13 protein-coding genes and 2 pseudogenes are annotated in these 13,947 nt (G+C 62.9%); 8 read left to right on the top strand and 7 right to left on the bottom strand.

From position 1 onward, the window contains the following. The first annotated feature begins 65 nt into the window (after nucleotides 1-65). From X771_RS156820 to X771_RS156830, 3 genes are all read left to right on the top strand, one after another. Nucleotides 66-443: a TIGR02301 family protein gene (locus tag X771_RS156820; RefSeq protein WP_023687302.1), complete on the top strand. Its 378-nt coding sequence runs from the start codon at nucleotides 66-68 to the stop codon at nucleotides 441-443. 328 nt (nucleotides 444-771) lie between these two features. Next, nucleotides 772-1,029 (top strand): hypothetical protein, encoded by a 258-nt coding sequence (locus X771_RS156825; protein WP_023673564.1) that lies wholly within the window; start codon nucleotides 772-774, stop codon nucleotides 1,027-1,029. A gap of 106 nt (nucleotides 1,030-1,135) precedes the next feature. Beyond that, nucleotides 1,136-1,939, top strand: coding sequence for a hypothetical protein (locus X771_RS156830; RefSeq protein WP_023687301.1), 804 nt, complete (start codon nucleotides 1,136-1,138; stop codon nucleotides 1,937-1,939). Between the two features lie 21 nt (nucleotides 1,940-1,960). On the opposite strand, the gene X771_RS156835 is transcribed toward X771_RS156830, so the two are convergent. From X771_RS156835 to X771_RS156845, 3 genes are all read right to left on the bottom strand, one after another. Continuing rightward, a complete protein-coding gene (locus X771_RS156835) occupies nucleotides 1,961-2,689 on the bottom strand; it encodes a nucleotidyl transferase AbiEii/AbiGii toxin family protein (protein ID WP_023684480.1) in 729 nt (242 codons plus the stop codon). Nucleotides 2,690-2,751: 62 nt separating this feature from the next. After that, on the bottom strand, nucleotides 2,752-2,979 hold the full coding sequence (locus X771_RS156840) for a hypothetical protein (RefSeq protein ID WP_027049982.1): 228 nt from the start codon (nucleotides 2,977-2,979) through the stop codon (nucleotides 2,752-2,754). A 54-nt stretch (nucleotides 2,980-3,033) separates the two neighbouring features. Beyond that, nucleotides 3,034-4,365, bottom strand: a complete 1,332-nt coding sequence (locus X771_RS156845) for a dihydroorotase (protein ID WP_023687300.1) — start codon at nucleotides 4,363-4,365, stop codon at nucleotides 3,034-3,036. Between the two features lie 82 nt (nucleotides 4,366-4,447). Between X771_RS156845 and X771_RS156850 the strand changes: the two genes are divergently transcribed. From X771_RS156850 to X771_RS156860, 3 genes are all read left to right on the top strand, one after another. Beyond that, complete coding sequence (locus X771_RS156850; RefSeq protein WP_023687299.1) at nucleotides 4,448-5,308, top strand: folate-binding protein YgfZ; 861 nt, start codon at nucleotides 4,448-4,450, stop codon at nucleotides 5,306-5,308. Beyond that, entirely contained in the window at nucleotides 5,308-5,946 is a 639-nt protein-coding gene (locus tag X771_RS156855) for an HD family hydrolase (protein WP_023687298.1), read from the top strand. The genes X771_RS156850 and X771_RS156855 overlap by 1 nt, the downstream gene beginning before the upstream one ends. 67 nt (nucleotides 5,947-6,013) lie before the next feature. Continuing rightward, complete coding sequence (locus X771_RS156860) at nucleotides 6,014-8,146, top strand: EAL domain-containing protein (RefSeq protein WP_023687297.1); 2,133 nt, start codon at nucleotides 6,014-6,016, stop codon at nucleotides 8,144-8,146. Here the strand turns inward: X771_RS156860 and X771_RS156865 are convergent. Next, on the bottom strand, nucleotides 8,115-8,963 hold the full coding sequence (locus X771_RS156865; RefSeq protein WP_031194164.1) for an AraC family transcriptional regulator: 849 nt from the start codon (nucleotides 8,961-8,963) through the stop codon (nucleotides 8,115-8,117). The two genes, X771_RS156860 and X771_RS156865, sit on opposite strands and share 32 nt — an antisense overlap. A 91-nt stretch (nucleotides 8,964-9,054) precedes the next feature. On the opposite strand from X771_RS156865, the gene X771_RS156870 reads away from it, so the two are divergent. Further along, nucleotides 9,055-10,221, top strand: coding sequence for an amidohydrolase (locus tag X771_RS156870; RefSeq protein ID WP_023687295.1), 1,167 nt, complete (start codon nucleotides 9,055-9,057; stop codon nucleotides 10,219-10,221). A gap of 12 nt (nucleotides 10,222-10,233) precedes the next feature. On the opposite strand, the gene X771_RS156875 is transcribed toward X771_RS156870, so the two are convergent. Then, nucleotides 10,234-11,151: a fatty acid desaturase family protein gene (locus X771_RS156875; RefSeq protein WP_031195761.1), complete on the bottom strand. Its 918-nt coding sequence runs from the start codon at nucleotides 11,149-11,151 to the stop codon at nucleotides 10,234-10,236. A gap of 87 nt (nucleotides 11,152-11,238) precedes the next feature. Between X771_RS156875 and X771_RS01000000164790 the strand changes: the two are divergent. Further along, a pseudogene (locus X771_RS01000000164790) lies at nucleotides 11,239-12,137 on the top strand (LysR substrate-binding domain-containing protein). Between the two features lie 12 nt (nucleotides 12,138-12,149). On the opposite strand, the gene X771_RS156880 reads toward X771_RS01000000164790, so the two are convergent. Next, a complete protein-coding gene (locus tag X771_RS156880) occupies nucleotides 12,150-12,422 on the bottom strand; it encodes a DUF3303 family protein (protein WP_023687293.1) in 273 nt (90 codons plus the stop codon). A 38-nt stretch (nucleotides 12,423-12,460) separates the two neighbouring features. Next, nucleotides 12,461-13,943: pseudogene (locus X771_RS01000000164785) on the bottom strand (RimK family protein). Nucleotides 13,944-13,947 lie beyond the last annotated feature (4 nt).

Genomic DNA, 13,947 nt, shown 5'->3' with positions numbered 1-13,947 from the left:
CAGGCCCATATCTGCCGCTCCGAGAATCGCCTTGCAGGCGACAAAATGTTTCGCCAGATAGACTTATGACCCGCACCTCGCTGTTCCTTGCCGCATGCATCGCCGCCGCCACGGCTGTTGGCGTGCAGCCGGCGCTGGCCGCCGAGTCGCCGTTCGAGCCCGGGCTGATGCGACTGGCCGAGGTGCTGGGGTCGCTGCATTTCCTGCGCAATCTGTGCGGCGAAAAGGGCGACCAGTGGCGCACCGAGATGGAAAAGCTGATCGATTCGGAAAATCCCGATCCGGAGCGGCGTGCCCGCTTCATCGCCAGCTTCAACCGCGGCTACCGTTCCTTCGGCGGCACCTATACCCAATGCACGCCGTCAGCGACCGAAGCCATCAGCCGCTATATGAAGGAAGGCGAGACGCTGTCGCGCGACATCGCCTCGCGTTACGGCAACTGACGAGCGCCAGACGGCGTTTAGCCAACGCCTTTTCGAGCACCCGCCTTGTATCCACGGCACGTTGATGCAATCTTGGTGTTGCACTTGCGCAACAGTATTAACGAAACGTTAGTGCGCGAATGCGGAATTAACTCAAACTGAAGGTTTTCATCCCGCTCACCGGCCTAATCGGCTAAGTTTGAATCGGACCGAACCCAGGCGACGAAATTTGTAAAAGACGATCAAAAAAATGTCGTATTTACAGACACTTACTTAGCCTGAGTGAGATAGGGGCAGCGCAAGCCGGATCCGACCCGTCGGACCGCCGCTTGAAAAGGTGGACATCGCAATGGAACATGGCGTCAACGACATCGACGCGCTGGTCAGGGAAGAAAAGCGCCTGACCGCGGTGGAAAGCCATAGCGAGGCCTGGGCGGAAGGTCTGTCGGCCGGCATAGAACCTGAAATCATCGCCGAGGCAGCGCTTGAAACGGCGTTCGGCGAGATGCTGCGAGCCAATGGCGAAACCTCGGCCCTTGCCCTGCTCGATCGCATGCGTGAAAAGGTGATCGCCGGCGCCTTCGAGCCGGAGCGGTTTCGGCACTAGGCGTCGCGCGTCTCAGAGGGTGCACTGCCAGCTTACCGGTTCTTTGACGACGGCGAGTCGTTTGGGCATCATGCCTGAAGAGCCTAGGCCCGAGGAGAGGCAAGCGGTGAATTTTTCGATGTCAGGCCGGCCTCGCGGCGTGGTCCTCAGCATCTGGCTTGCCGCTTCCTGCGCCGCGGTTCCGCTGGCGCTTGTCCTGACCAGCAACCCTGCCTATGCGCTGAGCGAGATCAAGCGCGAGGAGCTTCCAGCTCCAGCCGGGCCACCAGCCAATGGTGAGACGGCGCCGTCTGAAAATTCAGTGCCAATGCCCGATCTGCCCGGCACGGCGCCACCGGCCGCTAGCCAGCCGAAATCGCCCACGGAGCCCGAACAAAGCCAACCGGAAGCCCCCGCCAACGATGGCGGCGTGGCCAACCCGCGTGCCGATCCAGAAGCGCCGGTGCCCGAAGTCGTCTATGACCTTTCCAAATTGCCCGAGCCCGTCAGGCGCATGCGCGATCTGATGGTCGAGGCCTGCGTAAGCGGCGACATCGAGAAGCTGCGGCCGCTGATCGGCAAGGGCGACACCATGACCCAATTGTCGCTGGGCGAAATCGAGGGCGACCCGATCGCGTTCCTGAAAGGGCTATCGGGCGACAAGGAAGGTCAGGAAATCCTCGCTATCCTGGAAGAGGTGCTCAATGCCGGCTATGTCCATGTAGACGTCGGCACACCGCAGGAACTCTATGTCTGGCCGTATTTCTTCGCCCTGCCGCTGGACAAGCTCAACGCCAGACAGCGGGTCGAACTGTTCAAGATCGTCACCGCCGGCGACTATGACGACATGAAGCAGTTCGGCGCCTACATCTTCTACCGCGTCGGCATCACGCCGGCCGGGCAGTGGACATTCTTCGTCGCCGGGGATTGAACGGCGATTCCCCTGGGATGGCTACTGGCTAGGGCTAGAAAGCTCGAGGCCTGTGTCAGGCCATATGCGGATACCTTCATTTCGAAGGGCCGAAATCGCTTCGACCGCCGCGTTGGGATCCATTTGCAGCACCTCGGCGGCATGCCGCAATTCTTCCTTGTCCCGCAGCCTGTTTACCACCCAAGCCACCTTGCGCTCGATATCCACGCCATAGGCCGCCTTCGCCTTGCCAACAGCGTCGCTCGGGATTTCCTTATAGATGCCAACCAGCACTCCAAGATCGATGGCATCGCGATATGCAATTGCACGGTCCTGACATCGATCCGCGTTCGCCAGCAACTTCTCGGCAAACATATCCGCCGGGACCAGGGCGGATACATTCAGATCGTCGTCGAAATGGCCTCGCAGTTTTATGCGGCCTTCGCGGATGACTTCAAACTTGATCGTTTGGCCTTTCAACCGCACGATCGTCCGCAAGCCATATTGATCGATCTGGAAGTCCCGAACAGCCTCGACCGGCTCAGGAAAGAATGCTCTGACGCCACGTTCGGCTGCGGAGGTCCGCAATTCGCGATAGCCATCACTGTCGGCACACAGGAAGTCCACATCCAGTGAGCGGCGATATTCCCCGAATTTCATAACGATCGCAGTGCCACCGCCGAACCAGCACTGGTTTGCGGTCAGGAAATGGCGATCCATCAACCCGAGCGCTTCGGCAATGATCTGGTGCTCGGGCCTCTTGAATTCCATCATGACGCTCGCGGTGTGTCCTGTTGATATTCCGGCTGCGAGGAACGATCAGGTGAGGGAAATCAGCCGGCGGTCAAGAGCACGCCGTGACCGAATTTGTCTGCCAAACTTTGGATAAGCATCTTCTCACGCACAGTAAGACGCTTTTGATCGACAAACCGCCAATTACGCTCATACAGCGCAAATGCCTCTTCGGCCGGAATCGGGCGTGCCGCATCGCGGTTCCAGGCGAGCGCCTGGAGCTCCGGAAACTCCGCAGGGACGATCATGGGCGCGATATCTGCGTTCATAATGCCCTTAACGTAGTGGATAGCGCTTAAAAAATCCAACGCAGCAAGAAACCGCTAAGCCGGCAGCGCCTCGGAAAACTCTACCGGCCTGCCCTGCCCGGGCGTGACGATCTCGCCTTCCCACATCACGCGACGGCCGCGCACGATGGTGCCGATCGGCCAGCCGGTGACTTCCTTGCCGTCATAGGGCGTCCAGCCGGCCCTGGAGCCGGCTTGCGCATTGGTGATGGTCTCGCGCCGCTGGAGGTCGACAATGGTGAAATCGGCATCGTAGCCGGCGGCGATGCGGCCTTTCCTGGCCATGCCGAAGATGCGCTGCGGGCCGTGGCTGGAGAGGTCGACGAAGCGCTGCAGGGTCAGCAGGCCTGAATTGACGTGGTCGAGCATGATCGGCACCAGCGTCTGCACCCCGGTCATGCCAGACGGTGAGGCCGGATAGGGCTTTGCCTTTTCGGCCGGCGTGTGGGGGGCGTGGTCGGAGCCGAGCACATCGACAATGCCTTGCGCAATGCCGTGCCAGACGCCGTCGCGATGGCGGGCCGCGCGAACCGGCGGATTCATCTGGATCAGCGTGCCCAGCCGCGCATAGTCGTCGGCGGTGAGCGTCAAATGGTGCGGCGTCGCCTCGCAGGTGGCGACATCCTTGTGCTGTTCGAGGAACACGATCTCTTCGGCAGTGGAGATGTGCAGGACATGGATGCGGGCGCGGGTGCTGCGCGCGATGCGCACCAGCCGCTCGGTGCAGCGCAAGGCCGCGATCTCGTCGCGCCAGACGGGGTGTGAGGACGGGTCGCCCTCGACGCGCAAGCCGAGGCGCTCGCGCAGCCGGAACTCGTCCTCCGAGTGAAAGGCGGCGCGGCGGCGGGTGTTGCGCAGGATCGATGCGACACCCTCGTCGTCCTCGACCAGCAGGTCGCCGGTGGACGAGCCCATGAACACCTTTATCCCGGCAGCACCCGGCAGCCGCTCGAGCTCACCGACATCATTGGCATTCTCGCGTGTGCCGCCAACCCAGAAGGCGAAGTCGCAATGCATCCGGCTGGTGGCGCGGCGCACCTTGTCGGCAAGCGCCGCCTCGCTGGTGGTCAGCGGATTGGTGTTGGGCATTTCGAAGACGGCGGTGACCCCGCCCAGCACAGCTGCGCGCGAGCCCGTCTCCAGATCTTCCTTGTGCTCCTGCCCCGGCTCGCGAAAATGCACCTGACTGTCGACGACGCCGGGCAGGACGTGCAGCCCGCGACAGTCGATCGCTTCGCCGGCCGAAGCTTGGCGAAGATCGCCCATTGCGACGATGCGACCACCCTTGACGCCGACATCGCGCGCGCCCTCGCCATCATGGTTGACCACCGTGCCGCCTGTCAGGATGAGGTCGTAGATGGTGGCCATAGGCGTTCGGTCTCTTGCGGGGGGAGTATCGTCGGCTTACGTAAAGGCCGACCGTTTTGCAAGATCAGGTTCTTTGCCGCCCATGCCTTTTGCCCTGCTCAAAGACCGCGCTCTCATTTCTGTGTCAGGCCCGGATGCCGAGCATTTTTTGCAGAACATCCTCACCACCGACCTCGACACGCTGGGCGCCGGTGCGGCAAAACCCGGTGCGCTGCTTTCGCCGCAAGGCAAGATCCTGTTTGATTTCCTGATCTCGCGTAGCGGCGAGGACGGATTCCGGCTGGATTGCCGTGCCGACGTCGCAGACGACTTCCTGCGCCGGCTGATGCTTTACAAGCTGCGCGCCAAGGCCGAGATCGCGAAGCAGGATCAAGTGCTTGTGACGGTTGCGTGGGGCGATGATTCAAGCGCCTCACCTTCTGATTCAACGACACTTGCCGATGCCCGCTTCCGCGATGTGGTTGTGAGCCGTTCCTATGGCGGCGCATCCGTAGGTGGCGATCCGGCTGCATGGCAGACGCTCCGCATCGCCAATGGCATTGCCGAAAGCGGTCCCGATTATCAGCTCGGCGATGCCTTCCCTCACGACGTGCTGCTCGACGAGACCGGCGGCGTCGGCTTCAAGAAAGGCTGCTATGTCGGCCAGGAAGTGGTCTCGCGCATGCAGCATCGCGGCACCGCCAGGCGGCGCGTGCTGATCGTTTCGGCCGACCATGCCTTGCCCGCGCCGGGCTCGGAGCTGACGGTTGCGGGGCGGCCGGTCGGCACGCTCGGTTCCAGCGCGGGCACGGCCGGACTCGCCATTGCCCGCATCGACCGGGTCAAGGCGGCGCTCGACGCTGGCCAGCCGGTACTGGCCGGTGATGTCACCGTCTCGCTCGCCATCCCGTCCTGGGCGAAGTTCAGCTTTCCCAGGGAAGCCATCGGCGCGGAGGACGCCTGATGGCTGCCGATCGCGTCGGAGCGCCACCGCGCGCGTGGCAGCGCATGCTGTCGGGGCGGCGGCTCGACCTGCTCGATCCCTCGCCGCTCGACATCGAAATCTCAGACATCGCCCACGGGCTTGCCCGCGTTGCCCGCTGGAATGGGCAGACCCGCGGCGATCACGCCTTTTCGGTCGCCCAGCATTCCCTGCTGGTCGAGGCGCTGTTCAGCGAGTTGCAGCCGGACGCCTCGGCCAATGCGCGGCTGGCAGCACTGCTGCATGACGCGCCGGAATATGTCATCGGCGACATGATCTCGCCGTTCAAATCGGTAATGGGCGGCTCCTATAAGGAGTGTGAGCTGCGTCTCCAGCGCGCCATCCATCAGCGCTTTTCGCTGCCGCCCGAACTCGGCGTCGGCTTGCGCAAGGAGATCAAGCGCGCCGACCAGATCGCCGCCTATTACGAGGCGACGCTGCTTGCCGGTTTCTCGACCGCAGAAGCAACCGAGTTCTTCGGCCGGCCGCGCGGCTTCAATGCCGACCGCTTCGACTTTACGCCGCACTCGGTGACCTCCGCGCAAGCTGCCTTCCTCAAACGCTACGCCAGGCTTGAAAAGCAACGCCAGGCAACGGTTGCCGTGCATTCGGCGCAGTGAACATACGCTAAATTAACCAGCGGTAACCACAGTACCGGGTTTCGATCACGGTCAGCAGGCACGCCTCATGTCCGTTGCGCACGTCAAGGGTGGTTCGCCCGTCCGCAGACGGGGAGCCGGAGGCGTGGCCGCGCCACGGCAGATCGCCGACGAACTGCGCCACCAGAACGAGCGCTTTTCCGCGGCCGTCGAGAATATGTCGCATGGGCTGTGCATGTTCGACGCCGACGAGCGGATGATCATCTGCAACGGCAACTATATCAGCATCTTCTCCCTCGACGCGAAGATCGTGCGGCCCGGCATCGCGTTCCTGGACATTCTAAAGCACAGCGTCGACATCGGTGTCGCCTCACAGAGCGCCGAAGACCTGTATGCCATCCGCAAGCCCTATATCGAGCGCGCGCAAGCCTCGACCTACGAGGAAATACTGTCGGACGGACGTATCGTTTCCATCACGCACCGGCCGCTGGCCTCAGGCGGCTGGGTGTCGATCTATGAGGACATTACGGAGCAAAGGCGGGCCGAGCAGGAACTGAAGGAGCAGCACCGCCGCTTCGATGCGGCGCTCGCCAACATGTCGCAAGGCCTGTTGATGTACGACGCCGAAGGCACGCTGATCGTGCGCAACCAGCGCTTCCTCGACCTCTACAAGGTCACGCCTGACGACTTCCCGCTCGGCATGAGCCAGCGCGCCCTGCTCGAACAGATGGTGCGACTGCGCATCTATCCGTCGATGGACATTGACGGCGAGATCGCCAACACCAGAGCCAGCCTGCAGGCCGGTGAGGAGCGTTCGACAGACCGCAGCCTTGCCGATGGCCGAACGCTGCTGGTTGCGCGCCGGCCGCTTGCCGGTGGCGGCTGGGTGGCGACCTTCGAAGACATCACCGAGCGCCGGCGCGCCGAAGAGCGCATGAGCCACCTTGCACATTACGACACGCTGACCGACCTGCCCAACCGCTCGATGTTTCGCGAACGGCTCGACCAGGCGATGGCCGGCGATACACCGCTGGCGATCTTCTCGCTCGACCTCGATCGTTTCAAGGCCGTCAACGACACCTGGGGACACCCTGCCGGCGACTGGCTGCTGAAATGCGTGGCTGAGCGGTTGCGGCACAGCCTGCGCAGCGACACCGATATGGTCGCCCGCCTCGGTGGCGACGAGTTCGCCATCCTGCAGTTCAATCCCAAAGGCTCCACCGATGCGGAACAACTGGCAAAACGCATCGTCGCTGTCGTCAGCCAGCCGTTTCGCGACAAGGGCCGCGAGATGCATGTCGGCATCAGCCTTGGCATCGCGCTGTATCCCGGTGACGGCAAGGACGCCGACACGCTTTTGAAGAACGCCGACATGGCGCTTTACAGCGGCAAGAGCGAAGGCCGCAACGTTTACCGCTTTTTCGAGCCCGGCATGGATGCCTTGGTGCGGGCGCGCCTGGCGCTCGAAACCGATCTCGAGACGGCACTGAAGCGGCGGGAGTTCGTGCTGGAGTTCCAGCCGATCACCAACATCGCGTCGGGCAAGATCGTCGGCGCCGAAGCGTTGATGCGGTGGAATTCACCGACGCGCGGCCTGGTGGCGCCCGACGATTTCATCGCAGCCGCCGAAGACAGCGGGCTGATCGTTCCGCTGGGCGAATGGGCGCTGAAACAGGCCTGCAGCGTGGCCGCCGGCTGGCCGCCTGGAATGCGCATCGCCGTCAATGTCTCGGCAGTGCAGATCAGAAGCGCCGACTTTGCCCGCAGCGTGATTTCGGCGCTGGCCGTTTCCGGCGTGCCGGCCAGCCGGCTCGAACTGGAAATCACCGAGACCGTGCTGATGGATGAGAGCGAGACGGTGCTGAAGACGCTGAGGCAGCTGCGCGAACTCGGTATCCGCATCGCGCTCGACGATTTCGGCACCGGCTATTCGTCGCTCGGCTATCTCAGGCGTTTTCCCGTCGACAAGATCAAGATCGACCGCTCCTTCATCCACGATATCGACAACAAGGACACGGCGGCGATCGTGCGCACGATAATCGGGCTTGGTGCCGAACTTGGCATCACCGTCACCGCCGAAGGCGTCGAGACCGAAGCGCAGCTCGACATATTGCGCAAGGCTGGCTGCGTCGAGGTGCAGGGCTTTCTGATCGGCATGCCGTCAAAGGCCGCCGACATGGCTCGACTTCTCAAGACGAGGGCAGCGTCCCGGCGCGCCTGAACATCCCCGGCGTCATTCCATGCGCGGCGCGGAAGGTGCGCGAGAGATGGCTTTGGTCGGAGAAGCCGGCCGCAAAGGCGGCACCGGCGAGATCTGAACCTTGCCGGATCAGCAGATCGGCACGGCGCAGCCTGCGGTCACGGATGAAGGCAGCAGGGGTGAGACCCAGCACTTTCCTGAAATCGCGGATAACTTGAAAGCGCGTCACGCCTGCGGCTTCAGCGAGCCGCTGCAAATCGAGGTCCGAGTTCAGATGGTCTTCGATGACCTGTTCATAGACCCGGAGCCGGCTTTTCGATCCGAAGCTTTCGACCGCCTCGCGCCGCCGGCCGCCCCAATCGCCATGGCGCAGGATGAGCTTGCGCAAGGCGATCAGCATGGATGTTTCGGCGCTCGTGGCATCACCCGATGTCGAAGCCAAGTGCGCGACGCCTACTGCCTGGACGAGATCGGCATCATCGACGATCGCTTGCGAAAACAACGGCGGGCGATCCTGCCCAAGTTCGTCCGCGATCGCACCCATGAGCGAGGCCGACGGATAGAAGGTGCGGTAAGCCCAACCCTGGTCGGCACCCGCCTCGCCGTCATGCCATATCTCCGGATTGACGAGCAGAACCGTGCCCGACCGCGCGAGGACAGTCTCGTTGCCGATGCGGACCCGCTCGCACCCTTGCGTGATCAGGGCGACGACATAGGTCGGGTGCGTGTGCAGCTGGTAGCGATGCCGCGTGAAGCGCGCCTTGAGCATGCCAAGATCGCGAAAGCGCGGATGACGCCAGAACTGCGTCGTCTCCTGAGGCTGTTGAATTCCAGACACGGTCAATCCTGTTCAAGACGCTGCCGGCGCAAATCCTTTACGTGCTGGCATCGACAAGGCCGAATTTACGATAGCCGGCAAGGAGAGCGCAATGCTGCACAACGACCCCATCGCCGCCCTCACCCCGCAGGTGGTGGAATGGCGGCATCACATCCACGCCAACCCCGAACTCGGTTTCCAAGAGTATGAGACCGCGCGCTTCGTCGCCGACAAGCTGCGCACCTTCGGGCTCGACGAGGTTCATGAAGGCAAAGGCGGCACCGGCGTGGTTGGCGTCCTCAGAGGACGACCAGGCGTGCGCGCCATCGGGCTTCGCGCCGAACTCGATGCCTTGCCCGTGCTGGAGAAGACAGGATTGCCATATGCGTCGAAGAAAGACGGCGTGATGCATGCCTGCGGCCACGACGGGCACATCGCGATGCTGCTCGGCGCCGCCAAGCTGCTCGCCGACAACAGAGCCTTCGACGGCACCGTCTGTTTCATCTTCCAGCCGGCGGAAGAAAATGAAGGCGGCGCCATGCGGATGATAGAGGACGGACTGTTCGAGCGCTTCCCCGTGGAAGCCATCTACGCCGTCCACAACTGGCCGGGGCTGCCGCTCGGAAAGATCGCGGCCCGTGCCGGGTCGATGATGGCGGCCGTCGACACTTTCGAACTGAACTTTGAGGGGACCGGCGCGCATGCCGCCATGCCGCAGCTAGGCGACGATCCCGTGCTCGCGGCCGGCGCCTTCGTTCAAGCCGTGCAGCGCATCGTCAGCCGTTCGGTCGACCCGCAAATGGCGCTGGTCGTTTCGATCACCCAGATCCATGGCGGCAATGTCGGCAACATCGTGCCGGGCAAGGTCTGGCTGCAGGGAACCTGCCGCTTCTTCGAGCCCACTTTGTCGGGCCATTGCGAAAGGCTGATCGGCGACATCGCGCAAGGCATTGCCTCGGCGCATGCACTCACCGCCAAGCTCGCCTACAAGAAAGGCTACCCGCCGCTGGTCAACACGTCGGCTGCCACTGACCGGGCCGTCCAGGCGGCAACCGCGGTTGTCGGCCGCGAGCAGGTCGAGACCGCATTCAACCCGAGCCTCGGCTGCGAGGATTTTGCCTACATGGTCCGCGAAGCCGGCGGCTGCTATGCCTGGGTCGGCGCAGGAGCTGTCAGACCGGGCGAAGGGCTGCACGGCGATCGCTATGTCTTCAACGACGCCATCGTCCCCACCGTGCTCCGCTATTTCGTCACGCTCGTTGAGCAGACGCTACGCTGACGGCCGAGCGCCTCAGCGCAAGGTCTCGACGTATTTCTCGTGGAAGCTGACATAGCCGGGTTCGACGACTTTGAGATGGCGCTCGATCAGCTGGTGGAAGGCCGGCAGCTGATGGAAGGGCACGCCGGGATAGGCGTGGTGCTCGGCGTGATACGGCATGTTCCAGGCGACTTTGCGCACCAGCCAGTTGGTCAGCGTGGTGCGGGTGTTTTCCAGCATGTTGGCGACAAGCGGGCAGCGGCCATGCTCGGCCAGCAGATAGAGCCTGAGGAAGGGCTGGCCGAGCAGCGCCGGCACGATCCAGACATAGAGCAGTACACTTGCCTCGAACCACAGGGCTAGCGCGGCGACCACGACATAGAAAGCGATCATGGCGCGGGCTTCAGTGCGCACCTTGGGCAGGCCTTTCGGCGGCACGTAGCTGTCGTGGCAGCCGCCAATCGCGTTGGTGTAGAGTGTCTGCAAATGCCCCCACCACACCGGCAGGCCCGAGACGTGGACGATGTATTGCCGCATCGTCTCCGGTTTCGGGAAGGCGAGTTCCGGATCGGTCTCTGGATCCTGGGTGAAACGGTGATGGGCGAAGTGGAAATAGCGAAACCAGTCGGCGGGCAGCGCGATCGCCAGGCTGCAGACCCTTGCGGCGGCATCGTTGAGCCACTGCGTCTCGAACGCCGTCCTGTGCACCGTCTCATGCAGCAGCGTGAACAGGAAGACGATAAGAATGCCTTGCGGCAACATCAACAGCGGCCAGTACGACACCTTGGCCGCAATCAGCCCGCCGATAGCCACAATCGCGCCGAGATGGAAGGCGAGTTGGACCAGACCCGGCCCGTCCGACTTGCCGGTCAGGCGGCTGCGCTGCTCATTGGTCAGGAACGCGATGACGTCGAGATGGTCTCTGGGTTCAAACTGGGCCGATACGGTCATGGCGCCAAGCTACTCGAATAAGAAAGCTTTCGAAAGACGAGGATTTCTGCGACACAGATAAGCTGACCTTACCTATCGGATCACCCAATGACCGCGCTTCCTTCCCTGAGAGGACTTCAAGCCTTCGAGGCGGCGGCGCGCTCGGGGAGTTTCGCCGCAGCGGCGGATGAGCTCTCGATCTCGGCGGCTGCGGTCAGCCAGCTCATTCGCACCGTCGAGGAGCAGATGGGTCGAAAACTGTTCCATCGCGTCAACCGCCGCGTGGTGCTGACGGAAGCCGGCGTCGAGATGCTGCCCCGGCTGACCCTGGCTTTTCGGGAGATCGGCAGCATCGCGCGTGGCAGCGATGCCTTCCGCCCGCGGCTTGTCGTATCGGTGCCGCCGTCCATGCGATGGGCTGGCTTTCCGAACGCCTCGCCGGCTTTGTCGCCAGCCACGGCGCCGTCGACATATCCCTGCGCGGCGATGACGATCCGGTGCCGTTCGACCGCGAACTGATCGACATCCGGCTGTCCTTCGGCCCGCACTATCGTGAACACCCGAGCGAGGAGATCGTCAGGGACGCCGTCTACCCCGTCTGCGCGCCAGAACTCACCGCCAAAACCGACAGCCTCGCCGGCCTGCCACTGATTCACACCGACTGGGGACCGACCGGCGCGTCGTTTCCGTCTTGGCGCACATGGTTCGAGGCGGCGGGCATAGAGCCCGGCCGCACAGTGCAGCGCGGCCTGTCGGCGAACTCGTCGCGGGCAGCGCTCGACCTTGCCATTTCGGGGCTGGGCGTGGCGCTGGCGCAAGGCATTTATTGCGCCGGGGCGCTGGAAGAGGGCCGTTTGGTCCGGGCTAATGCCCTATCGATCGCGCTGCGTCAGCCATATTGCCTGACGATCCCGGAACGCAGTGCAAGGCGCGACCTGGTGGCGGCGTTTCGCAATTGGCTGATTGAGGAATGCCGGCGGTCGGTGGGTTCGCCGGTGCTCCTATGATGGTCAGCAGCGTCAGAGATGCGCAGCCAGCGCCGCTGTCATGTCCTTGTTCGTCGCCACGGGAATGATCTCGAACTCCACCAGGTCAGACCATTCGATGACCCAGCGCTGCAGCAGCGTGACGTCATCGGCCTCGACCAAAAGGAAGCAGCGGCTCATATCAGCCGCGATCCAGGAGTGGTACACGACAAGCGCGTCCGGCTTCAATCTGCCGCGCTCGCCGAAACGGCGGTAGATCTCCTTGCGGTCGCAGCCGGCGAAATCCTCGATGACGATGAACTGCATTTTTCCCCCTCGGTTGAATTACCGCCCGGGGCGGCAAACTAACGCCCGGGACGGTCCAGCCGCTCCAGGAACCATTGCGTCAGCCGCACCCAGACTTCGTCCTTTTCGCCGGAATCCTCCCAGCCATGGTCGAGGTTCGGGTTGTCGTTGACCTCGATGACGAAGACGCCATCCTTGGTTTCCTTGAGATCGACGCCGTAAAGCCCGTCGCCGATGCAGCGCGCCGCCTTCACCGCGGTGTCGACGACATGCGGCGGCGTCTCTTTCAGCGTGAAGGTCTTGATGCCGCCCTGGTCGGGCTTGCCGCTGGCCTTGTGGTTGACGATCTGCCAGTGTTTTTTCGCCATCAAATAATGCACGGCAAACAGCGGCTGCCCGCCGAGCACGCCGACGCGCCAGTCATATTCGGTCGGGATGAATTTCTGCGCGATCAGAAGATCGGAATCCTCCAGCCACTCGGTGGCGAGCGTCTTCAGTTCTTCGAAGTTGCCGCATTTCTTGACGCCGCGCGAGAACGATGAATCCGGGATCTTCAGCACCAGCGGAAAGCCCAGCGTCTGCGCCGCCAGTTCGAGGTCCGAGGTGCCGGCTATCATCACCGTCGGCGGCACCGGCACCTTGTTGTAGGCCATCAGTTCGTTGAGATAGACCTTGTTGGTGCAGCGGATCATCGACAGCGGGTCGTCGATCACCGGCATGCCTTCCTGCTGGGCGCGGCGCGCGAAGCGGTAGGTGTGGTTTGAGATCGAGGTGGTCTCGCGGATGAACAGCGCGTCGTAATTGGCGAGCTTGGCCAGGTCCTTCCTGGTGATCGGCTCGATTTCGACGCCCATCTTTTCGGCGATCTTGGCCCAGTAACGCAGCGAGGAAATCTCCGACGGCGGCAGTTCTTCATGCGGATCGACCAGCGTGGCGAAGGTGTAGCGTGCCGGCGTGCGGCCCTTGGTGTCGCGCCACTCGCGGTTGGTGTATGTCTCGAGCGCCTGCACGAAGAGATCGGAAGAGCACACNGAGGGCTTCTTCCTCCTCGGCCATCCTGGCCAGCGGCAGGAAGCCGATCTTGCGGATCGAGGCCCATTCGGCGCTGTCCTTGATGTGAACCTCAAGCGCCGGAGCGCGGAACCAGTCGAACAACAGCTTGGCGAAGCGGTCCCAGACCTTCGACGGTCCGATGCCGAAGAAGATGCAGATTTTTTGCGGGAAAACGCCTCCGAGATCCTTGCGGCATTTGTTGAGCGCCAGCTCCAGTTCCGGCAGCGCGTGCTCGTAGAGCTTGCGCTCGGACAGGTCGATCATCGTCTCGACCGTCGGGATGACCTTGTGGCCGCGCGAACCGGCGAGCAGAGAGGCATAATAGCCGCGGCTCTGGTAGGCGTAATTGTTCGATAGGTTGATGACCTTCGGCTGCTGGCCGCGAAACAGCGCCGGATGCGCAAGATAGTCACGGTTGGTGATGATCTTGTGCGGCGTCGCCGCCGGGTCGAGATCGTTCTGACGGCCGGTGAGGATGACCCAGGTCATTGTT

The organism is Mesorhizobium sp. LSJC269B00, assembly GCF_000502815.1.
Taxonomy (GTDB): domain Bacteria; phylum Pseudomonadota; class Alphaproteobacteria; order Rhizobiales; family Rhizobiaceae; genus Mesorhizobium.
The sequence above is the reverse complement of the archived record's forward strand: the minus strand, read 5'-3'. Positions and strand labels throughout refer to the sequence as shown.

Coding starts and splice junctions, on each gene's coding strand:
- X771_RS156820 (WP_023687302.1), top strand. CDS start 66: ATGACCCGCACCTCGCTGTTCCTTGCCGCATGCATCGCCGCCGCCACG.
- X771_RS156825 (WP_023673564.1), top strand. CDS start 772: ATGGAACATGGCGTCAACGACATCGACGCGCTGGTCAGGGAAGAAAAG.
- X771_RS156835 (WP_023684480.1), bottom strand. CDS start 2,689: ATGGAATTCAAGAGGCCCGAGCACCAGATCATTGCCGAAGCGCTCGGG.
- X771_RS156840 (WP_027049982.1), bottom strand. CDS start 2,979: ATGAACGCAGATATCGCGCCCATGATCGTCCCTGCGGAGTTTCCGGAG.
- X771_RS156845 (WP_023687300.1), bottom strand. CDS start 4,365: ATGGCCACCATCTACGACCTCATCCTGACAGGCGGCACGGTGGTCAAC.
- X771_RS156850 (WP_023687299.1), top strand. CDS start 4,448: ATGCCTTTTGCCCTGCTCAAAGACCGCGCTCTCATTTCTGTGTCAGGC.
- X771_RS156855 (WP_023687298.1), top strand. CDS start 5,308: ATGGCTGCCGATCGCGTCGGAGCGCCACCGCGCGCGTGGCAGCGCATG.
- X771_RS156860 (WP_023687297.1), top strand. CDS start 6,014: ATGTCCGTTGCGCACGTCAAGGGTGGTTCGCCCGTCCGCAGACGGGGA.
- X771_RS156870 (WP_023687295.1), top strand. CDS start 9,055: ATGCTGCACAACGACCCCATCGCCGCCCTCACCCCGCAGGTGGTGGAA.
- X771_RS156875 (WP_031195761.1), bottom strand. CDS start 11,151: ATGACCGTATCGGCCCAGTTTGAACCCAGAGACCATCTCGACGTCATC.
- X771_RS156880 (WP_023687293.1), bottom strand. CDS start 12,422: ATGCAGTTCATCGTCATCGAGGATTTCGCCGGCTGCGACCGCAAGGAG.